Origin of the sequence: Pseudomonas sp. MWU12-2037 (genome assembly GCF_023242345.1) — a bacterium.
Lineage (GTDB): Bacteria > Pseudomonadota > Gammaproteobacteria > Pseudomonadales > Pseudomonadaceae > Aquipseudomonas > Aquipseudomonas gingeri_D.
On sequence record NZ_JALLIZ010000025.1, the window covers coordinates 1 to 18,880 of the forward strand.

An 18,880-nucleotide genomic window follows, 5' to 3' on the forward strand; every position below is an offset into this window, starting at 1 on the left:
AATCGGATCAACGGATTGCTCTGACTTGCGCCCGAAGAGACGATCACGCAACAGCTTGATCTGTTCTTTCAAGTCGCTGATGTGCTCCTTATCAACCTCACGCTCATTGAGCATCTGCGCAAGCAATTGCTTGAGTAAAACGGGGTCGTCAGGAAGGTCTTCGGGCATCGAAATCATGGTCAGGATTATACCCGACTACGCGACATATCGAGGCGTCAAAACCTGATGTGGACGGTTGCGCCAGAGGTCGAAGCCGTCGAGCAGCCAGTTCAGTTCCTGGACTGTCAGGACGATCGCCTCGTCGCCGGCATCGGGCGATGTTTTAAAGCGCTCGGACTCGAGGCGTTTGAGCCATAGGCAGAAGCCGTTGCGCTCCCAATATAATATTTTCACTCGGTTGCGTGGCTTGTTGAGGAAGACAAAAAGCACGGGGTCGAACACGGCGACTTTGATATCCAGCTCGACGAGGGCAGCGAGGCCATCGATGGACTTTCGAAAGTCCACGGGTTTGGGGTAGAGGTAGACTTTTTCTACTTTTGCATCGGGTCGCATCATGGCAGCAGGCTCCGGAAAGAATTCGGGAGCGCAGCATCGGGCATCAAATATCGGCTTGGAATGTGGGTTTCATGGCGCGCTTACCGTTGTTCTGGGGCATGTTGCATTCGGTGGAAGTGGCGCGGGCGGTGGTGGATGCGCTGCTTGAGGGTTCGTCCCCGTCCAATAAGCTGGCGTCCGCATTGGACAATCATCCGACTGGTTGAGGCAGTTCCGCCAAGAGAGATCAGGCACTTGGCTGCTTGATCTCTTTTCCGTTTAAGGTCTGTGCAAAACGGTGTGTCGCGATGAGCGGATTCAGATGGATTTGAGCGGTAGGAACAAGCGCCGGCTTTCTGAACCAAGAGGTGAGAAACCGAATGATTCATAGAAACGCTGTGCTCGCTCATCAATGGCATCGACGACCATGGCGTAAATGGCGATCTCATCGCTGACGGCCAGGGTTCGCTTGATGGCATCGACCAGCAGGATTTTCCCCACCCCATGACGCTGAGCCGCGTGATTGACCGCCAACCTGCCTAGCAAGGCTGCTGGCACAGGATGTCGTGGGAGTTTAGAGGCGAGGTCACCCGGCAATTGGCTGAGTTCGATCGACAGGGTGGAGAGCGTGTAGTAGCCCACAATACTCTTCGGCTGTTCCGCCGTGGTTGCCACAAAGACTCGGCTGACACGGCGCTTCACATCCTGGCGAGCCTGCTTTTGAATATAGCCATCCAGTGAGGCTACGCCGCAATGGAATCCAGGCCTGTCGTGATCACTCCCCAGTGGTCGTATGAGCAAATTTGAATAATCGGTCATTGGCTGGTGACGCGCTGATCATGTTCCTCGAAGGCGGCGGTCAGTTTTTCGTTGAAGCGGATCGGTTTGGCCAATGCATTGAAGAAGACTTCGGAGTCTCTGCTATTCAGGCTCATAGCTTCGTGCTCGTGAATGGTTTTTTCAGCATGAGCCAACGCACTGGTCAGTATGAAATTACTGACGGTCTTGCCTTCAAAGCTCGCGGCGCGCTCCAGCGTATTCTTGGCGCTGGGCTTCAGCCGGAGATTGATACGGTCCTGTCTGGTGTCTGTAGCGACGCCCATGATGAATTCCCCTCGGCGAAGTGGACAATATTGCTTTGACTGTACGTCAAAATGGTGCCTTTCTCAATGCGATGACGCCGATGATCAACAGGCTGGCCGCTGCCGGATTGCATGTTGAGCTGCATATCGCTCAAGTCGCTTAAGCTGGCACACCTCCACCGGCCAGAAACGACAAACCCCGCCAGGCAGCGGGGTTTGTCGTTTTACAAGTCTGTCACTGCCAGGCGTTCAGGACGCCTGCATCTCGCGTTTCTTCTCGAGGGTTTCCAGCTCGTTCTTATAATTATGAGCGTCGGTCTCGTTGTGAAACATGCCGACCAGCAGGTCCTGCTGGTGTACATCCCAGATTCGAATGCCGTGGGCAACGCCTTCATGGGACATGTGTGCATCATCGCGTTCGGTTACTTTTACGGTCATCTGCAAGCTCCAGTCTCTGTTGAACTGCGGCAACGCGTCGCAGGCCTCTGTTATATGATTCATTAGCCTCCTACGTAAATCGGTAACGGACGGAATTTATTCTTGCGAGAAACGCAATAATGGCCGAAGGCCCGGATTGCTTGGGTTTGCGCTTTTCGAGCGAAAGTTTTCTGACAAAAGTTTCATCTTGGCTATGCTGCAAAACAGCGTCCCAGACGCTTGCAAACGTGGTTATGCAAGAGGGTGGCGGTGAATGTGAGATAGCTTTCGCGGGCAAGCCCTGCTCCTACAGTCTTGTGTCGTTCACTGATTTTATATACGACACGAGACTGTAGGAGCAGGGCTTGTCGGGACGCTGCATCGCCGCGAAGAGGCCCTTGAGCCTTGCAACATCCGCTTGCATGCAGCAGCGAGCAGGCATAAAAAAGCCCCGCGTTCGCGGGGCTCTTTCTGGCCGCTTGAATCAGCTGCCCTTGACCTCTTTGCCGGCCACGGTGCCTTCCTGGAGCATGATGTTGTACTCCTTGCCGTCGGTTTCCACCTGTTGCAGGCGGACCAGTAGGTAATCCCAATCCTTGGCGAACCACATCACGGTAGTGCGCTTGTTCTGCGTCGGGTCGCGCACGCGCTCGACCTTGATCGCATCGACCGAGCCGGCCTTGGTGCTGACTTTTTCCGCGCCCAGCACCCGGAAGTCGTAGGTGTCGGTGTCGGTGCCTTCGACCACCTGGTAGCTCATGCTTTTCTTGCCGGCCGCGACATCACGTTGCAGGGCCAACTGATAAGTCGACTTGTCGAGCATGCCGCTGTTCAGAGGCACCTTGACCGGATCACCGCGATCGCTGCCGGTGACCATCTTCGACGCCCAGTCGAAGTCCAGGTTGATCTTCTTCGCCTTACCCAGGCCGCCACGTTCGAAGTTGTAGCTCTGTGGCAACAGGGTGTCCTTGTCGAGGCGGATGGTGCTTTCCTCGGTCAGGCTGGCGATCATCATGGAAGCCTTGAAACTCAAGGTCCAGGTGCCGTTATCGTTTTTCGACAGGCTGCGCTCGGCCGAACCGCTCATGGGCAGCTGTTTCCAGTCGGCGGTATAGCTGGCGGAGAAAGGTTGAAGATCCGCTGCTTGCACTGCCGGCAAGGCGAGCAGGGTAAGGGCGAAGAGCAGGGCACGACGCATAAAATCTCCTAGGTTCGAATCATTTGGCCGCTGGCCGCGAGTAATTGACCGTCCAACAATGCACCCTGTTCGCCCAGGACCAAACGCCCCTCGGCAAACCAGCGTACCGCCAGCGGATAAATCCTGTGTTCCTGGGTGTGGACCCGTTGCGCCAGACTCTGCGCGGTATCGTCAGACTCTACCGTAACCACAGCCTGTACGACCAGAGGCCCGCCATCGAGTTCCTCGGTGACGAAGTGCACGCTGCAGCCATGCTCCCGATCACCGGCTTCCAGCGCGCGCTGGTGGGTGTGCAGGCCTTTGTACTTGGGCAGGAGAGAGGGGTGGATATTCAGCAGGCGTCCCTGGTAGTGGCGGACGAAATCAGCGCTGAGAATGCGCATGAAACCGGCCAGCACCACCAGTTGCGGATTGAAGGCGTCGATCAGTTCGATCAGGGCGGCGTCGAAGGCTTCGCGGCCGTCGAAGGCCTTGTGGTCCAGGGCGCGGGTTTCGATCCCCGCGTCCCGGGCGCGTTGCAGGCCATAGGCGTCGGCGCGGTTGGAGATCACCGCGGCGATGCGGGCCGGATTTTCGCCGGTCCGCACGTCGTCGATCAGGGCCTGCAAGTTGCTGCCGGTGCCGGACAGCAACACCACGACGTTACAGGTCGAGGTCATCGGCTCGGACATCAGTGAGCCTTGAGGTTCTTCAGCTCGACCTGGGCAGCGCCTTCAGCGGCAGTGGCGATCTGGCCGATGACCCATGGCTGTTCGCCGGCTTCGCGCAGGACGTTGAGTGCTGCTTCGACGTGTTCCTGGGCGACACAGATGACCATGCCGACACCGCAGTTCAGCACGCGGTGCATTTCGGTTTCGTTGACGTTACCTTTTTCCTGCAGCCAGTCGAAGACCGCCGGACGCTGCCAGCTGGCCACGTCGACCACGGCCTGGGCGCCTTTTGGCAGGACGCGCGGGATGTTGTCGAGCAGGCCGCCGCCGGTGATGTGGGCCATGGCCTTGACCGCGCCGGTGTCCTTGATCAGCTTGAGCAAGGGCTTGACGTAGATACGGGTCGGCGCCATCAGCAGGTCGGTCAGCGGCTTGCCGTCGAGCTGGATGGTTTCGATGTCGGCACCCGACACTTCGATGATCTTGCGGATCAGCGAGTAGCCGTTGGAGTGCGGGCCGGAAGACGGCAGGGCGATCAGGGCATCGCCGGCGGCGACTTTCGAGCCGTCGATGATCTCGGCCTTTTCCACCACGCCGACGCAGAAACCGGCCAGGTCGTAGTCTTCGCCTTCGTACATGCCCGGCATTTCAGCGGTTTCGCCGCCTACCAGGGAGCAGCCGGCCAGTTCACAGCCGGCGCCGATGCCGGTGACCACCTGGGCGGCGGTGTCGACATTGAGCTTGCCGGTGGCGTAGTAGTCGAGGAAGAACAGCGGTTCGGCCCCGCAGACCACCAGGTCGTTCACGCACATGGCCACCAGGTCGATACCGATGCTGTCATGCTTGTTCAGGTTCAGTGCCAGGCGCAGCTTGGTGCCGACGCCGTCGGTGCCGGAGACCAGGACCGGCTGCTTGTAACCGGCCGGGATCTCGCAGAGGGCGCCGAAACCGCCCAGGCCGCCCATGACTTCCGGGCGCGCAGTGCGCTTGGCCACGCTCTTGATGCGTTCGACCAATGCTTCACCGGCGTCGATGTCTACACCGGCGTCCTTGTAGCTCAGGGAGGGTTGCTTGCTCATGATCCAGGCCTTTAGGGGGGATTCAGGGGGTATCGACCGGCAGCGGTTGGGTCTCATGGGGAACACGAACGGGTTCGGGTTTCCTGGGAGGCCGGATGCTCGCCGGTCTGCGAAGGCGCGCGATTTTATCAGGCTTGGGCAGCAGCGGCCATCCTCGGGCCGACGGCAGGGTCATATCGTGTTAAAAAAATCCCTGTACGCTCGTGCTGGCCGCAATTGACGTGGCTGTATAAGGTATAGCCCTTGACCCGCGATCTTTATGACGGGGAAAAACTTTTCAGCGATTGTGTGAATAATGGCACTGCACCGTGGTCCTAAACCTGTCGCCTTGTATTCACGCGGTCTTTACCTGCCGCTTTCTGTCCGTCGGGAATTTTTCATGCGTCTGATCAAATTATTGAGTGCCGGCTGTCTTTCCCTGTTGAGCCTGGCGATCCACGCGCAAACCCTGAATGGCTTGTACCAGGTACGGGAACCGGTCGGCAGCCAGACCCCGGATGAACGCAACCAGGCCACCCAGCGTGCCCTGGAAACCCTGGTATTGCGCCTGACTGGCGATCCCAAGGCGCTGCAGAACCCCGGCTTGGCCGAAGTGCGCAAGGACCCGCAGCAAATCATCAGCCAGTACGGTTACGACGCCGGGCCGCCGGAAAGCCTGCAGGTGGATTTCGACCCGGTGAGTACCGACCGAGCCTTGCGCGGTGCCGGGCTGGCGCTGTGGGGCAGTAACCGACCGGCGATTCTCGGTTGGTGGCTGAACGATTCGACCGAGGGCTCCAACCTGGTCGGTGACGGTCAATCGGCCGCCGAGCCGTTGCGTCGGGCGGCGCAACACCGTGGCCTGCCACTGCGTCTGCCGTTGGCCGACCTGAACGAACAGATCGTCGCCACGGCGAAGAATCTTGAAGGCAGCGATGCCTCGCCGTTGCACGACGTGTCCGAGCGCTACGGCGCCGATGCGCTGCTGGCGGTGCATGCCCATGAAGAGGGCGGGCAGTGGCAGGCGAAATGGCGCTTGTGGCTGGGCGACCAGAAAGAGCAGGGCACGGCCCAAGGCACCGACAGCGCCGCGTTGGCGGATGCGGTGCTGTTGGCGGTGAGCGAACGCCTGGCGCCGCGTTTTGCGGCCAAGCCCGGGGTGGCGACTGAACAACGGCTGGAAGTGCAGGGCATGACCCTGGAGCGTTACGCGGCCCTGGAACATTTGCTCGAACCCTTTGGCGGTCGGCCACAAAGCGTGGACGGCGACCGGATCATCTATCAGGTCAACGGCAGTGCCGAACAGCTGCGCGCGCAACTGGGGCTGGCGAAGTTGCAGGAGATCCCGGCGGGCGAAGCCTTGCCGGCGGTGACGGCCAACGCGACGCCAGTCGCCCCAGGCGCCCCGGCCGCGGCACCTGTTGCACCTGTACCTGCGGCGGCGCAGTTGCGTTTCCGTTGGTAGGTTTTCGGTTCTATTGAATTTCTTTCTATATATAAGGCAGAGGTCGTCCATGACCGACACACGTCGATGGTTCTGGTTGGGCGCGGCGATCCTGCTGTGCGTGTTCGTGTACCTGTTGCACCCGATACTCTCGCCGTTCCTGGTGAGCCTGCTGCTGGCCTATATGTTCGACCCGCTGGTCGACCGCCTGGAAAAACTCGGGATGTCCCGGACCTGGGGCGTGGTCTCGGTGTTCGCGCTGTTTATCCTGGTGTTGATGACCTTGCTGCTGGTGCTGGTACCGATGCTGGCCAAGCAGTTCTTCCGCCTCTATGAACTGGCGCCGCAGATGCTCGACTGGCTGCAGCACACCGCTCTGCCCTGGGCCCAGCACAAGTTCGGCCTGGCCGACGGTTTCTGGAAGTTCGACAAGGTCAAGGCAGCCATCAGTGAGCACATGGGCCAGACCGGCGACATCGTCGGCGTGGTGCTGTCCCAGGCGACAGCTTCCAGCCTGGCACTGATCGGCTTCGCGGCGAACCTGTTGCTGGTGCCTGTGGTGAGTTTCTACTTGCTGCGGGACTGGGACCTGATGACGGCCAAGATCCGCAGCCTGCTGCCCCGTGACCGCGAGGCGCAGATTGTCTCCCTGGCGGGCGAGTGTCATGACGTGCTGGGGGCGTTCATGCGCGGCCAGTTGCTGGTGATGCTGGCGTTGGGGGGGATCTATGCCGGTGGCCTGATGCTGGTCGGCCTGGAATTGGGCCTGTTGATCGGCCTGCTGGCCGGGCTGGCGGCCATCGTGCCTTATATGGGCTTTGTGATCGGCATCAGCGCGGCGATGATCGCCGGCCTGTTCCAGTTTGGCGGTGACCTGTACCCGATGATCGGGATCCTCGCGGTGTTCATGATCGGCCAGGCCCTGGAGGGGATGGTGCTGACGCCGCTGCTGGTCGGCGACCGCATCGGCCTGCACCCGGTGGCGGTGATCTTCGCGATCCTGGCCGGGGGTGAACTGTTCGGTTTCACGGGCATATTACTGGCCCTGCCGGTGGCCGCGGTGATCATGGTGCTGGTGCGGCATATGCACGATCTGTACAAAAGTTCGGACATGTACGGCGGCCGGGAAGACCCCGATCTCTGAAGAGCGCACGCAAACCTTTGATTTTGCTTGTGGTCTGTTGCATTGTGCACCCAGCCTCACGGGTATAAACTTTGCAGACTTTACACAGAGGCCACTAACGGTTCCCGGTAACCGTTCAGTCAGCATGAAACCGATTCAGCTGCCCCTAGGTGTGCGTCTGCGTGATGACGCCACCTTCATCAACTACTACCCAGGCGCCAATGCCGCTGCACTCGGCTATGTCGAGCGGCTATGCGAAGCCGACGCCGGGTGGACCGAAAGCCTGATCTACCTCTGGGGCAAGGACGGCGTGGGGCGTACCCACCTGTTGCAGGCAGCGTGCCTGCGCTTCGAGCAGATGGGGGAGCCGGCGGTGTACCTGCCGTTGGCGGAGTTGATGGACCGTGGGGTCGAGTTGCTCGACAACCTCGAGCAGTACGAGTTGGTGTGCCTGGACGACCTGCAAGTGGTCGCCGGTCGCGCGGATTGGGAAGAGGCGCTGTTTCACCTGTTCAACCGTCTGCGTGACAGCGGGCGACGCCTGCTGATTGCCGCCTCGACTTCGCCCCGTGAACTGCCGGTCAAGCTGGCCGACCTGAAATCGCGCCTGACCCTGGCGCTGATTTTCCAGATGCGCCCCCTCTCGGATGAAGACAAGCTGCGGGCTTTGCAACTGCGTGCTTCAAGACGCGGCCTGCATTTGACCGACGAGGTAGGACATTTCATCCTGACCCGTGGTACTCGCAGCATGAGCGCCCTGTTCGAATTGCTCGAACGGCTCGATCAGGCCTCGTTGCAGGCCCAGCGCAAACTCACCATACCCTTTCTAAAAGAGACCCTGGGCTGGTAAAACCGGGGCTTTCAGCGCTTTTTCGCCAAATTCCAGACGTCACAAAACCCACGCCGGAAGCTTTCTTTCGGGCGTGTGGGATCCGTTTGGGTATTAAGTCCTTAGATGTTTTCAAGAAACGACCGAGTCACATCCTGTTCCATAAAATTTGCAAATGAGGGTGATAGAGGGCATAGTCGCTTTTCCTTACAAATCAGCCACGGTCGTGCCCATGCTAAATCGCTTCGCACCCCTCGTGCCTCTCGCACTTGTTACCCTGTTGTTCGGTTGCGCGGCGCATACGCCGGTTTCGCAACAACAGGTCGATAATTCGGTCAAAACCGCCTCGGTTTCTGGCGTCAAATCCTCGGCCGTACTGGACGATGAGCTGGCCACGGAAAAAGAACTCGCCGAGTTCGCCGACGGCAAGCCTTACCGGTTGCCTGTCCTTGCTGACAGCATTCTCGAACGTGGCATGTCCCTGATCGGTACCCGTTACCGTTTTGGCGGCACCAACGAGAGCTCCGGCTTTGACTGCAGCGGCTTCATCGGTTATCTGTTCCGTGAGGAAGCCGGGCTCGACCTGCCGCGCTCCACCCGTGAGATGATCAACGTGAAGGCGCCGCTGGTTGCACGCAACAAGCTCAAGCCGGGTGACCTGCTGTTCTTCGCCACCAATGGTCGTCGCGGTCGTGTCAGCCACGCCGGGATCTACCTGGGGGATGATCAGTTCATCCACTCCAGCAGCCGCCGTAGCGGTGGTGTGCGGATCGACAGCCTGGGCGACAGCTACTGGAGCAAGACCTTTATCGAAGCCAAGCGCGCCCTGGCGATGGCTCCCACTACGGTCACCGCCAGCAACCGGTAATCGCTTGGACGTTTTCAGCGCCATCGGCCTGGTTGATGGCTAAAAGCCAGGTTCCAATACCAGGCAAGCTGTACAAAAAACGTCCGAAGTTAAAGTGATACTTGAAGTTTGGCGTATAGCCGCTAGAATCCTGACATATTGTTGAGTATCTGACCGCGCGAGCCCTGCTTGCGCGGTTTTGATTTCTCTACGCCACGGCAGAGAAAGCCGCATTCAGTCAGGATTTCTGCACATGTCGACCACGGCCCGTATTGCCTTGATTGCCTTCACCGCATTGCTCGGTGCCTGTGCCGGCCATGCGCCGCCGCCGCCGGCACCGGTGGCTCGTCCCGTGGTGTTCGCCTCCCCGCAACCCTCCTCGCCAGAAGCAGAAGACGTGCTGTTCCGCGCCTTGGGCCTGGTCGGCACGCCCTATCGTTGGGGCGGCAACACACCGGACTCGGGTTTTGATTGCAGTGGCCTGATTGCCTACGTGTATCGCGATATGGCGGGCATCAACCTGCCGCGTTCGACCCGCGAGATGATTGTGATGCGGGCGCCGAGCGTGCCGCAGAACGCCTTGCAGACCGGCGACCTGATCTTCTTCGCCACCAATGGCGGCTCCCAGGTCAGCCATGCCGGCATCTATGTCGGTGAAGGCCGTTTCGTCCATGCGCCGGCCACTGGCGGCACGGTGAAACTGGACAGCCTGTCCAAGGCCTATTGGCAACACGCCTACCTGAACGCCAAACGTGTGTTGCCGGCCGGGCACCTGGCGAGCAACCCTTAATCACCGAGTTACCGCGAGGTTGTCATGACCGCTCGCACCCTCAAGCTGGACGATGCCCTCTACGGTTATCTGCTGGACGTTTCCCTGCGCGAAACGCCGTTACTCAAGCGACTGCGCGACGAAACCCAGGCGCTGCCCATGGCGCGCTGGCAGGTGGCGCCTGAGCAGGGCCAGTTCCTCGCGCTGCTGGTCAAGCTGACCGGCGCCCGACGATTGCTCGAAGTCGGCACCTTCACCGGCTACAGCGCCTTGTGCATGGCCTCGGCCTTGCCGGAGGGCGGTAGCCTGCTGTGTTGCGACATCCCCGGGGACTACAACGCCACTGCGCTGCGCTACTGGCGGGAGGCGGGCCTGGCCGAACGTATCGAGTTGCGCCTGGCGCCGGCGCTGGAGACCCTGGCGCAGTTGGAGCGGCAGGGGCAGGGCGGGCAGTTCGACTTTATGTTCATCGATGCCGACAAGGCCAATTACCCGGCGTATCTGGAAAGTGCCTTGCGCTTGTTGCGCGCGGGCGGCCTGGCGATTTTCGATAACACGCTGTGGAGCGGGCGGGTACTGGAGGTGAATACGCAAAGCGCCGACACCCGGGCCATCCAGGCGCTGAACCGGGCCTTGAAGGATGACGCGCGGGTGGATCTGTCGTTGCTGCCGTTGGGCGATGGTTTGACTTTGTGCCGTAAGCGTTAGGGGCCTGTTCAGGCCTCCTTGAACAGCAGGGCGATGCCGGGGTGATACTGGCCGGCTTCGTTGTGCAATTTGCGATAGGCGTAGGGAAAGTACCAGGCCACGGCGCAGCTGTTGGCTTTTTGCAGGTCGTCGATCATATCTTGCAGGTCTTCCGGGCTGGGGCTCTGCTGCGGTTTGAACGGCGAGACGAACAGGCAGCCGAGTTTCAGGTGATGGGGGTGGCTGATCTTTTTCGCATCGCTCGCCACATCCAGCAGGGCCGGCATAGGGTTCAGGTTGTTGACCTTGGGCCAGCGTTGCGTGGCCTGGATATAGACCGACTCCTGCGCGGTGGATATCTGCAGGTCGCAGCGTCCGCTGCGGTCACCGTCTTCGATCTGCTTCTTGGTCGGAAAATGCTCCAGGCTGACCATTTCCGCGGCCCAGGCGGCTACCGACAGCAACCCCAGGTTGGCCCGTTCATTGAACCAGTAGGGCGCCTGACCGTCACCGAGGAGTTGATTGTAGCGATCAATGCATTCAGGCCAGCGCTCCAGGGCGGGACGCAGGAATTCCAGTTTCGGATTGTTGATGATCAGGCCTTGCATGGAGCTCCCCTTTTTATTCTTGGTTGGGTTATGGCTATTTGATATCGCCTTCCTCAACGTAGCACAAATTCTGGCGCCGGTTTTTTGATCGTGGCCAGGGTTTGGGCGGGGTTTCTGGTTTGACAGGGATTGTGGCCACTGCGCGGTATCAGCATTTCTTCTTCGGTGGATTTTTAGAACTCGTTGGGCCTGCGGCTCGATCGCGTTCATAAAAGACCCATAAACCGATAGAAGGGGGAGTTGTCATGCCAAGTTCAAACCGTGCGGCGGTGATTGACCGGTCTGTGTTCAAGCGTGTGGGGCAGGCTGTTGCCGAGGGGGCGTTGCAACATGATCGAGACGCAACGCTGGATTGGCGTAGCTGGCAACTGATGGCCGATCTCGGGATGTGGAAAATCCCCGTAAGCGTTGAGCACGGGGGGTTAGGCGGGACCTGGATTGAATGTGTCGAGTGCCTGGATGTGGTTGCGCGGGAATGCCGTGACCTGGGCTTTCTGATTACGGTGCTTGGACATATAGGTTCGTTGCGGCTGCTGTGCGGCTATGGCACTGCGCAACAGATACAGCGTTGGGTACCAAGGTTGCTCAAAGGTGAAATTGCCGTGACGGCGATGACCGAGTCTTCCGGCGGTTCCGATTTGTCGAGGATGCAGATGTCCGCCGTCAGGCAGGAGGGCGGTTATCGATTGAACGGTCGGAAGAAGCATATTACCAATGCGCCGGTTGCAACCATGGGAATGCTGGCCGGGCGCATTCCCGACCTGGGTTTGAAGAAAGACATCACGCTGTTTTTCATGGACCTGAAGGTGCCCGGTGTGAGTGTCGGGGCCAAGGAGAGCAATCTGGGGATCCGTACCAGCCCGACGGCGGACCTGGAGTTGAGCAATGTCGTCGTTGACGAGGGCAATATTATCGGCGCGCCCGGTGCCGGTCTTGGCATTTTGTACGAGATCATTTCATTCGAGCGGGCGTTGTATGGGGTGATCGCGGCCGGGCTTATCGATGGCATGACCGACACTGCCTTGGCGCGAAGTCTGGAGCGCCAGGCATTTGGCCGGCAGATTGCGGCTTACCAGTATATTCAGGGGCGCTTGACCGAAATGAAGATGTCTTCGCTCATTTGTCGAAACCTGACCTATGTCGCGTTAGAGCATTTGGCCGAGGGCGATCCGGAAACTTCAATCCTGTGTTCCACGGCCAAGTACCAGGGCGCTGAATACTTGACGAAAGCGGCCGAGAGTTTGATGCAGATCCATGGGCACGGCGGTTATTCGGATCCCGCGGTCAGCAAATATTTACGGGATGCCGCGGGTATGAAAATCGCCGGAGGCACCAACGATATACAAAGAGTCAATATCTTCAACCAGATGCTGAAAGGTGGCGTGCGTCCTTGAGACTGATCATGGCTGGCATAAAGACGCGATCAGTTCAGCGACGATTTTTTTCTGCGTTTCATGGAGAGAGGCCGACAGTTTGATAAACAGTTTGGTCTCGGGCAAACGTGGCAGGCAGTCCTCCTTCACGATGCTCAGTCCCTCGGGAACCGCATGGCTGGGCATGATGCCGATGGCCTGGTCGGTGGCGATGGCGATCCTGAGGGGCATGAAGTCGTTGCTCGAACAGACCACTGTCGAGTCCCGTGCGTGATCCCGCAAGGTCTTCTGCGCAAGTTGTCGAATCAGGCTTCCTGGGGCGGGGACCGCGAGCGGCAGGGTGGTGCTGCGGGGCAATGATGAGTCGAGCGCCGAGACCCAGCTTAATGGTGCTCGCTTGATTTCAATGGCATCGGCCAGTTCGGTGTGCAATATGAACGCCATATCCAATTGATTGTGGTCAAGCATTCTGCAGAGGTTTGCGCACGAGTCACCAATAAACAAGGGGCAGGTCTTTGTCGTCGAAAAGCAACGCTCATCCATAAGGTGCGACAGCAGCTCTGGGTCGTGATGTTCGGGTAAACCGATACTCAGGGTGGTGTCGGCCGGCCCATGATGAATCAGGGTATGGATGAGTTCATCATTGAGTTTCAATATTTGCAGGGCGTAGTGATAGACCTTCTCGCCTGCGGGGGTCAGACGTATTTCCTTGCCTCTTTCGAGCAGTTTTTGATGGGTCAGTTGCTCGAGTTTTTTTATTTGCAGGCTGATGGCCGATTGCGTGCGGAACAGCTTTTCAGCCGCTTTGGTAAACCCGTGGGTGTTGCTGACACAGACCAGTGCCCTGAGCAGGTCGACGTCAATATTGGTCAGTTTCATGGGCGTTATGTTGTTTATTGGAGTCCTGATTATTCGCCGTGTGTAGTGAGAGGGGAGTCCTTGTGATCTTTTATCGGTGTCATCCCACGCCTTTTGCTCTGTAGGTAAAGCCTTACTGTTTGCCCGGGGCCAGGGAGCTGGTGGCGATCGCCAGGAGGACGATGCTCATCCCGGTCAGTTCGAGGGGCGTCAGGGTTTCATTGAGCAATGACCAGGACAGAGCAGTGGCGGTGATGGGTTGCAGAAGCAGCACGATTGAACTGAACGAGGCCGAGAGGCCTTTCAGGGCCAGTGTCACCAGCAGTTGCCCCAACACCTGGCCGCAGAGCACCAGTGCCAGCAACAAGGCCCAGGTGGGCAGGTCGGTGGGCAAGGGCGCGCCGGCGTGCATGAACACCGGGAACAGCAGGAAGCTGCAGCCGACCGTGATGAACAGCATGATCAGGGCGGACGAGCACTCATAGACCCTGACCTTCTTGATGGTCACGATATACGCGGCGTAGAAAAAGGCGGCCAGCAGCGCCAAGGCTTCGCCCCAATAATCGCGGGTGAAGGGCTTGTCCATGACACAGAGTACGTACATGCCACCCATGGCCAGCAACAGGCAGGCGATTTCCAGTTTCTTCGGTTTTTCGACGACCCCGGCAAGGCCCATCAGGACCACGAAGAACGGCGCGCAGTTGGTCAGCAGGGTCGCGACGGCGACATCCGTGCGTCTGATGGCGAAATGCATGACGGTCAGGTCGGCGGTAAACAATACGATGGCGAGCACAGTCAGACCGTAGAAGCGCAAATCCCTGGGCATGGTCGATGGAGTCGAGCCATTGACGGCGCAGAGCACCATCATGAACGGCACGGCGAGCAGTACCCGGTAGAAAGCCGAAACCTCTGCCTCGAAGGGAAGCGCCTTGACCACCACCGGTGCGACACCCAGCAAGGCGGCGCCGGCCACCAGCAGCAGGATCCATGAGGCGCCTTTCTTTGCACTGAAGGGATTCGGCTTCATGCGCGCACTCCAGGGCTTTTAGCCGCGATGCGTGCCATGAAGGCCTGGCGATCGACGATGGCCCTGGTGTGGGTGCCTGAAAAGATCATCTCCAGGCCATCGCTGGCCTGTACCGAAAATTCCAGGTAGTGGCCTTTTACACTGCTAAGCGTGGCGCAGACGCTGACAGTGGCGCCTTCCAGGGTGGGGGCCAGATGTCGGCTGTCATGGGCGACGCCCAGTGTTATCCGGCTGCTGGGCATCAAGCCCTCAATGGCTTTCATTGCCACGAGTTCCGCCAGCCATAGCAGTATGGGGGTGGCCAGGACCGGCATCTCATTGCGCCAGTGAGACGCCAGGTCGGCGGGCGTCACGGTATGTTCAAGCACCGCGCTGCTTCCCAGGGCATCGAGCATGGGGTCACTCCTTTTGCAGGCAACGGGGTGCGCTGCGAATCACTTCGGCCAGCAGCGCAAGCATTTCCTCAAGCTCGCCCGAGGAGGTGTTCAAGGGTGGCGCGAAGATCAGTGCATCACCGTGTTCGTACGAGGCGAAGCCGCTGGCGGGGTAGAGATTCAAGCCTTTCTCGAAGGCGTGCCGCACCAGCTTTTCGGCGGCGTTGCTGGATTTGGGAAAGGTTTTTTTGCTGCGTTTGTCGCTGACGATTTCCAGGCCCCAGAACAGGCCTTTGCCGCGTACATCGCCAATCAGGCAGGAGGCCGCCATGTTCTGGCGCAGCTGTGATTCGACAGTCGATGCTCGCGCGACGCAGAGCGCCACCAGCGCGTGGCTTTCGAGAAGATCCATGACCGCATTACCCACCGCCGCGCCTACCGGGTGATTGGAGTGGGTGTGGCCATAGGAAAAAATACCGCTCCCCAGTTCAATTGCTTCCTTGATCGCTTCGCTGACCAGGATGCTGGAAATAGGAAAGTAACCCGCGTTCAAGCCTTTGCCGATCACACTGATATCGGCCTTGACGTTGCCATGCTCCATGGCCAGCCAGGTGCCCGTCCTGCCCATGGCGGTCAGTACTTCGTCGGCGATCAGGAGGATGTGATGGTGAGTGCAGATGTCTCTGATTCTTTCGAGATAACCCGCCGGCGGGGTAATGGCGGCCCCGGAAGCGCCGGTAATCGGCTCGATCAGAACGGCCGCGATATCGTCATCGCCGATTTCACCCAGTTCTATTTCCAGTGCATTGGCACAGGCCAATTGGCAGGTGTTCGGTGTTTTTCCGTAAGGGCATCGATAGCAATAGGGGACTGCCAGGGTCGGACGTTCCCGGGGACTGGAGACCCCGCGACGGCGTGGCCAGTGCCCAGAGAGCGACAAGGTGGCTTTGGTGGAGCCGTGATAGCTGATTTTCCGGCTCAGAATATGTTTTTTCTTGGGCAAGCCCACTTCGTCCCAGTATTGAATGGCGGTGCGGCAAGCGGCCTCAATGGCTTCTGAACCGCTGTTGACGAAGAAAGCACCGGCATAACCGAGCTTGTTGCAGAGTCGCTCGGACAGTTGTTCCGCGGGCAGATTGAGAAATTGCGTGCGATAGGCCGCGCTGAGTTTTTGCGCTTGCTCCGTCATCCTGCCGAGGATGTACTCGTTCCCATAGCCCAGTGAGCAGGCAATGGCGCCCGAACAGGCGTCGAGTATCCTTTTATCGTCGCTGGTGTAAATCACGCTGCCCTGGGCTCTGTAGGCCAAGGGCAGATCGTGACGAAGGTTGGGTTTGATCAGGTACACGGCAATGACCTTTGGTTGTCCCCGAACCCAAGGAGTATTCACGGCCACCGATGTCTGTAAAACGAGTTTTCCTTATTTCACTCATTGCAAATATGCCTGCCTCCTATCCGAGCAGCATATATCTGAACCAGACATCGCCCGAGGCAACAAGCCTGGTATCTGCGGTGCGATCCAGAATTCCCAAACCCTGCTCGTCGTTCTCATAGATGCCGGTCACGGCCGTGCGTCTTCCAACCGAAGGTATAACCAATTCAACTTCTGTCACCGTCGAATTTCCGGTATACCCCATCACCAACCTGACCCTCTGCTCGGCATGCGGAGGGTAGGGTAATTCATATTCTCCCGGACTCCCGTGCAAGTCGTCCCCGATGGTCCACGCTGTTCGCTTCCCGTTGATGATGAATTGTGGGCGTACCAGCAGGGCTTTCAGCAACTCGGCGAGCCATTCCGGCGTGGGGACGTGGAAGGTACAGTCCACCAGCCGGATATCGCACTTTTCATTGGCATCGATCAGCTTGTTGCCGTCGTTTGCATAAACAACGGCTGCACCATAGGCGCGGAGCATGAGCGGTGATTGCGTGCCGGAACAATCGAATCTGGAAACGCAACCGCCGGTAATCATGTATTCACCCGGTGCTTGCGTCTTGATGTCAATCCCATCTTTTTGGCCGTATCCACGGCAATTTCTTATGGAGGCGTTCACTCTGAAATTCGGGCTGGCGCCCTGTGTAGCAATGGCTTCCCCTACAATATTTTCAAGGTCGAGTTTGAGCGGGAATATGCCCTCTTTCGATGGCGTTCTGTCATTCAGATTCACGTTCACATACAGGCCGGGGCCGTGAGCATTGTGCAGGGTGAATTCTTCGCACGCCGACACTGATGCTTCACCGGGAGAAATTGCGCCGGGATTGATCCAGAGCCGTTGAGTGCCACTGTTCAATGGTGTCCGATACTGAAGGCCATCGACAATGACCCGGCGCCAAAAGCGATACTCGATAGGGGTTCCGGCGGGTTTCGCCGTACCGGTGCTGCTTTGCGTGTGCTGAAGAAGCTGCAGGTCTCCGGCCCCCTTACCGTCGATGATCGTGATGTTACGCATCAGGAGGTCGCCATCGCAGAATCCTCCTGTATCCCCGCGTCCTTTAACGAACGCGTCACTGATGCTTGCCATCTTGCGAGCGTGGAAAGTCACCGTGTCCAAGTCCAGGTCGCCGAGGGCGGTAACCAGAACGCCCGAATGACCCACCACCATGTTTCGCAGTCTCAGCCACTCCATGAATGGCTCGTGGAAATCGACACGGTTGAGAACGCCGTCTCGGAAAGTGACCCGTTGACTGAGATTGCTGCCGGTCGCGCCCCATCCCTCACCATCGGCGTGCGGTGTTATTTCAATATCGTAACAAGTGCGAAGTTGAAGGTTGTAAGCATAGTTAAAGTCTTTGTTTCGGATGACCCACTGCATTTCAGCTCGGGCCCTGACTTGACAGCATTCGATGAAATAAATATAGGTTGGGTTTCTGGGGGTGTAAAAAGTTTCATCTTGAATGAATCGAACATCCAGATCGAGCAGACTGGTGCTCACGCGCACAAATTCATTTGAGAGCTCGTTCCCGCGAATATCGAGCGTCAACCCCTTAACCGTACGCCGCCGATCCTCCATCGGAAACACTTTGACAGACGACACTCCAACACCCGTCATGGAATACCTTAGTGGTGACGATACAACGCCATCCTTGTACACTCTATTGAGTTCAACTCGTTTTCTTATCTCCGAACGGTAAGAATAAAAATCCTGTTCGGTGTTGATAATAACAAAGCTATCACTGACTTCCGGGCGCCCGAACCAGCCTGAGAAGCGCGACGAGCCAACGCTCAGATCTGATGAACTCTCCAGTAATCGAACGACTGCTGAGCCGGGCTCGTATATGACTACCTGTTTCTCTCTTCCAAAAACAAAGTGCCCGGACCATGTTGAACAATCGAATATAGCGCCGGAAAAATCGCAATCCGTGGTGAGTTCAACATTGCCGGCCCCCGAGAGCTTGAACCGGCCCCTCGCGACCAATGTCGCCTTGGCCTCGTTGGCAGCGCTGGCGGCTATTTGCAGGAAAGACAAGCAATCCTCGGTTCCCGTGGAGTCTGCGCCGAATGCGGATAGCGACATGCGCTCCGATGTGTCGGGAAGCACGCTAAGTTTCAGGCCCGCTGACGAAACAAGGTAATGACCGTCCTCTGTCTTTGCCTTGACTTCATATCGGAAGCCTTGCGCGAGAATGATGTCCCCAGCGCCGACCACCGAGTAGTCGAGATCGATATCAGTCAGCATCTCGGAGACCGTCTGAAACAAAACTCCAGTGCGCGCTGCCAGACGGCGTGCAAGCTTGGCTTCGTCAGGTATGTCATTCAATTGAGGGGCCATGGAGGGTGTCCTGCGCCTATGGATCTATGGGATAGATCAAGTTTTCGGTCAGTCGACGTTAAGGCTTCGACTGACTCAAAGTAGGCTGTGAGCTGTGGCGAGGGATACTGTTAGTTCTACCAGTTTTTTATAAAATTTTGCCCTATACCTTATAGGTAAACGCGATAGTGCCGGTCTCGCTATCCGGTCACGAATCGAACAGCACCGTCCTGCATTGTCTACAAACACCTCGGCC

Annotated in this window: 21 protein-coding genes and 1 pseudogene; 8 read left to right on the forward strand and 14 right to left on the reverse strand. The window is 58.3% G+C overall.

Features of this window, described 5'->3' with window-relative positions; translation table 11 throughout:
* Both M5B42_RS29185 and tnpB read right to left on the reverse strand, forming a co-directional pair.
* Positions 1–177 (reverse strand): annotated as a pseudogene (locus tag M5B42_RS29185) (IS66 family transposase); the annotation flags it as partial.
* An 18-nt stretch (positions 178–195) separates the two neighbouring features.
* On the reverse strand, positions 196–555 hold the full coding sequence (gene tnpB / locus M5B42_RS29190; RefSeq protein WP_024686526.1) for an IS66 family insertion sequence element accessory protein TnpB: 360 nt from the start codon (positions 553–555) through the stop codon (positions 196–198).
* 71 nt (positions 556–626) lie between these two features.
* Between tnpB and M5B42_RS32150 the strand changes: the two genes are divergently transcribed.
* Positions 627–761, forward strand: a complete 135-nt coding sequence (locus M5B42_RS32150; RefSeq protein WP_283099860.1) for a hypothetical protein — start codon at positions 627–629, stop codon at positions 759–761.
* Between the two features lie 91 nt (positions 762–852).
* Here the strand turns inward: M5B42_RS32150 and M5B42_RS29195 are convergent, their stop codons facing one another.
* The 6 genes from M5B42_RS29195 to purM form a co-directional block, all read right to left on the reverse strand.
* Positions 853–1,353, reverse strand: coding sequence for a GNAT family N-acetyltransferase (locus tag M5B42_RS29195; protein ID WP_248747764.1), 501 nt, complete (start codon positions 1,351–1,353; stop codon positions 853–855).
* Positions 1,350–1,637 (reverse strand): DUF1778 domain-containing protein, encoded by a 288-nt coding sequence (locus M5B42_RS29200; RefSeq protein ID WP_103499728.1) that lies wholly within the window; start codon positions 1,635–1,637, stop codon positions 1,350–1,352. Before M5B42_RS29200 ends, M5B42_RS29195 begins: the two co-directional genes overlap by 4 nt.
* Before the next feature lie 228 nt (positions 1,638–1,865).
* On the reverse strand, positions 1,866–2,054 hold the full coding sequence (locus M5B42_RS29205) for a hypothetical protein (protein ID WP_100940982.1): 189 nt from the start codon (positions 2,052–2,054) through the stop codon (positions 1,866–1,868).
* 463 nt (positions 2,055–2,517) lie between these two features.
* Positions 2,518–3,231, reverse strand: a complete 714-nt coding sequence (locus M5B42_RS29210; RefSeq protein WP_248747765.1) for a DUF3108 domain-containing protein — start codon at positions 3,229–3,231, stop codon at positions 2,518–2,520.
* Between the two features lie 8 nt (positions 3,232–3,239).
* The gene (purN, locus tag M5B42_RS29215; RefSeq protein ID WP_152741534.1) at positions 3,240–3,890 is read right to left on the reverse strand and encodes a phosphoribosylglycinamide formyltransferase; all 651 of its coding nucleotides are present in this window, start codon (positions 3,888–3,890) and stop codon (positions 3,240–3,242) included.
* 11 nt (positions 3,891–3,901) lie between these two features.
* Complete coding sequence (gene purM / locus M5B42_RS29220) at positions 3,902–4,960, reverse strand: phosphoribosylformylglycinamidine cyclo-ligase (protein ID WP_100940951.1); 1,059 nt, start codon at positions 4,958–4,960, stop codon at positions 3,902–3,904.
* A gap of 379 nt (positions 4,961–5,339) precedes the next feature.
* On the opposite strand from purM, the gene M5B42_RS29225 reads away from it, so the two are divergent.
* The 6 genes from M5B42_RS29225 (at position 5,340) to M5B42_RS29250 (ending at position 10,659) form a co-directional block, all read left to right on the forward strand.
* Positions 5,340–6,404 carry a DUF2066 domain-containing protein gene (locus tag M5B42_RS29225; RefSeq protein ID WP_248747766.1) on the forward strand — a complete coding sequence of 355 codons (1,065 nt, stop codon included), beginning with the start codon at positions 5,340–5,342 and terminating at the stop codon, positions 6,402–6,404.
* 49 nt (positions 6,405–6,453) lie between these two features.
* Positions 6,454–7,527, forward strand: a complete 1,074-nt coding sequence (locus tag M5B42_RS29230) for an AI-2E family transporter (RefSeq protein WP_152741507.1) — start codon at positions 6,454–6,456, stop codon at positions 7,525–7,527.
* 124 nt (positions 7,528–7,651) lie between these two features.
* The gene (gene hda, locus M5B42_RS29235) at positions 7,652–8,356 is read left to right on the forward strand and encodes a DnaA regulatory inactivator Hda (protein WP_100940947.1); all 705 of its coding nucleotides are present in this window, start codon (positions 7,652–7,654) and stop codon (positions 8,354–8,356) included.
* A gap of 211 nt (positions 8,357–8,567) precedes the next feature.
* Positions 8,568–9,203, forward strand: a complete 636-nt coding sequence (locus M5B42_RS29240; RefSeq protein ID WP_103498986.1) for an NlpC/P60 family protein — start codon at positions 8,568–8,570, stop codon at positions 9,201–9,203.
* Between the two features lie 232 nt (positions 9,204–9,435).
* Positions 9,436–9,972: a C40 family peptidase gene (locus M5B42_RS29245; protein ID WP_103498987.1), complete on the forward strand. Its 537-nt coding sequence runs from the start codon at positions 9,436–9,438 to the stop codon at positions 9,970–9,972.
* 24 nt (positions 9,973–9,996) lie between these two features.
* Positions 9,997–10,659, forward strand: a complete 663-nt coding sequence (locus M5B42_RS29250; protein WP_248747767.1) for a class I SAM-dependent methyltransferase — start codon at positions 9,997–9,999, stop codon at positions 10,657–10,659.
* Positions 10,660–10,667: 8 nt separating this feature from the next.
* Here M5B42_RS29250 and M5B42_RS29255 read toward each other — a convergent pair whose 3' ends face one another.
* Entirely contained in the window at positions 10,668–11,246 is a 579-nt protein-coding gene (locus M5B42_RS29255) for a hypothetical protein (protein WP_248747768.1), read from the reverse strand.
* A 245-nt stretch (positions 11,247–11,491) separates the two neighbouring features.
* On the opposite strand from M5B42_RS29255, the gene M5B42_RS29260 reads away from it, so the two are divergent.
* Positions 11,492–12,640: an acyl-CoA dehydrogenase family protein gene (locus tag M5B42_RS29260; protein WP_248747769.1), complete on the forward strand. Its 1,149-nt coding sequence runs from the start codon at positions 11,492–11,494 to the stop codon at positions 12,638–12,640.
* Between the two features lie 6 nt (positions 12,641–12,646).
* Here the strand turns inward: M5B42_RS29260 and M5B42_RS29265 are convergent, their stop codons facing one another.
* The 5 genes from M5B42_RS29265 to M5B42_RS29285 all read right to left on the reverse strand — a co-directional run bounded on the left by M5B42_RS29265 (position 12,647) and on the right by M5B42_RS29285 (position 18,645).
* Positions 12,647–13,498, reverse strand: a complete 852-nt coding sequence (locus M5B42_RS29265) for a LysR family transcriptional regulator (RefSeq protein ID WP_248747770.1) — start codon at positions 13,496–13,498, stop codon at positions 12,647–12,649.
* A 112-nt stretch (positions 13,499–13,610) separates the two neighbouring features.
* Positions 13,611–14,504, reverse strand: a complete 894-nt coding sequence (locus M5B42_RS29270) for a DMT family transporter (RefSeq protein ID WP_248747771.1) — start codon at positions 14,502–14,504, stop codon at positions 13,611–13,613.
* Positions 14,501–14,899 (reverse strand): hypothetical protein, encoded by a 399-nt coding sequence (locus M5B42_RS29275; protein WP_248747772.1) that lies wholly within the window; start codon positions 14,897–14,899, stop codon positions 14,501–14,503. Before M5B42_RS29275 ends, M5B42_RS29270 begins: the two co-directional genes overlap by 4 nt.
* A gap of 4 nt (positions 14,900–14,903) precedes the next feature.
* Complete coding sequence (locus tag M5B42_RS29280) at positions 14,904–16,226, reverse strand: aminotransferase class III-fold pyridoxal phosphate-dependent enzyme (RefSeq protein WP_248747773.1); 1,323 nt, start codon at positions 16,224–16,226, stop codon at positions 14,904–14,906.
* 103 nt (positions 16,227–16,329) lie between these two features.
* A complete protein-coding gene (locus tag M5B42_RS29285; RefSeq protein ID WP_248747774.1) occupies positions 16,330–18,645 on the reverse strand; it encodes a hypothetical protein in 2,316 nt (771 codons plus the stop codon).
* Positions 18,646–18,880: the final 235 nt, after the last annotated feature.

Bases quoted from the DNA above. Each gene is read 5' to 3' on its own strand.
- purM (WP_100940951.1), bottom strand. From the start codon at position 4,960: ATGAGCAAGCAACCCTCCCTGAGCTACAAGGACGCCGGTGTAGACATC.
- M5B42_RS32150 (WP_283099860.1), top strand. From the start codon at position 627: ATGGCGCGCTTACCGTTGTTCTGGGGCATGTTGCATTCGGTGGAAGTG.
- M5B42_RS29250 (WP_248747767.1), top strand. From the start codon at position 9,997: ATGACCGCTCGCACCCTCAAGCTGGACGATGCCCTCTACGGTTATCTG.
- M5B42_RS29240 (WP_103498986.1), top strand. From the start codon at position 8,568: ATGCTAAATCGCTTCGCACCCCTCGTGCCTCTCGCACTTGTTACCCTG.
- purN (WP_152741534.1), bottom strand. From the start codon at position 3,890: ATGACCTCGACCTGTAACGTCGTGGTGTTGCTGTCCGGCACCGGCAGC.
- M5B42_RS29265 (WP_248747770.1), bottom strand. From the start codon at position 13,498: ATGAAACTGACCAATATTGACGTCGACCTGCTCAGGGCACTGGTCTGT.
- M5B42_RS29195 (WP_248747764.1), bottom strand. From the start codon at position 1,353: ATGACCGATTATTCAAATTTGCTCATACGACCACTGGGGAGTGATCAC.
- M5B42_RS29200 (WP_103499728.1), bottom strand. From the start codon at position 1,637: ATGGGCGTCGCTACAGACACCAGACAGGACCGTATCAATCTCCGGCTG.
- M5B42_RS29285 (WP_248747774.1), bottom strand. From the start codon at position 18,645: ATGGCCCCTCAATTGAATGACATACCTGACGAAGCCAAGCTTGCACGC.
- M5B42_RS29225 (WP_248747766.1), top strand. From the start codon at position 5,340: ATGCGTCTGATCAAATTATTGAGTGCCGGCTGTCTTTCCCTGTTGAGC.
- M5B42_RS29230 (WP_152741507.1), top strand. From the start codon at position 6,454: ATGACCGACACACGTCGATGGTTCTGGTTGGGCGCGGCGATCCTGCTG.
- M5B42_RS29260 (WP_248747769.1), top strand. From the start codon at position 11,492: ATGCCAAGTTCAAACCGTGCGGCGGTGATTGACCGGTCTGTGTTCAAG.
- M5B42_RS29255 (WP_248747768.1), bottom strand. From the start codon at position 11,246: ATGCAAGGCCTGATCATCAACAATCCGAAACTGGAATTCCTGCGTCCC.
- tnpB (WP_024686526.1), bottom strand. From the start codon at position 555: ATGATGCGACCCGATGCAAAAGTAGAAAAAGTCTACCTCTACCCCAAA.
- hda (WP_100940947.1), top strand. From the start codon at position 7,652: ATGAAACCGATTCAGCTGCCCCTAGGTGTGCGTCTGCGTGATGACGCC.
- M5B42_RS29275 (WP_248747772.1), bottom strand. From the start codon at position 14,899: ATGCTCGATGCCCTGGGAAGCAGCGCGGTGCTTGAACATACCGTGACG.
- M5B42_RS29270 (WP_248747771.1), bottom strand. From the start codon at position 14,504: ATGAAGCCGAATCCCTTCAGTGCAAAGAAAGGCGCCTCATGGATCCTG.
- M5B42_RS29245 (WP_103498987.1), top strand. From the start codon at position 9,436: ATGTCGACCACGGCCCGTATTGCCTTGATTGCCTTCACCGCATTGCTC.
- M5B42_RS29205 (WP_100940982.1), bottom strand. From the start codon at position 2,054: ATGACCGTAAAAGTAACCGAACGCGATGATGCACACATGTCCCATGAA.
- M5B42_RS29210 (WP_248747765.1), bottom strand. From the start codon at position 3,231: ATGCGTCGTGCCCTGCTCTTCGCCCTTACCCTGCTCGCCTTGCCGGCA.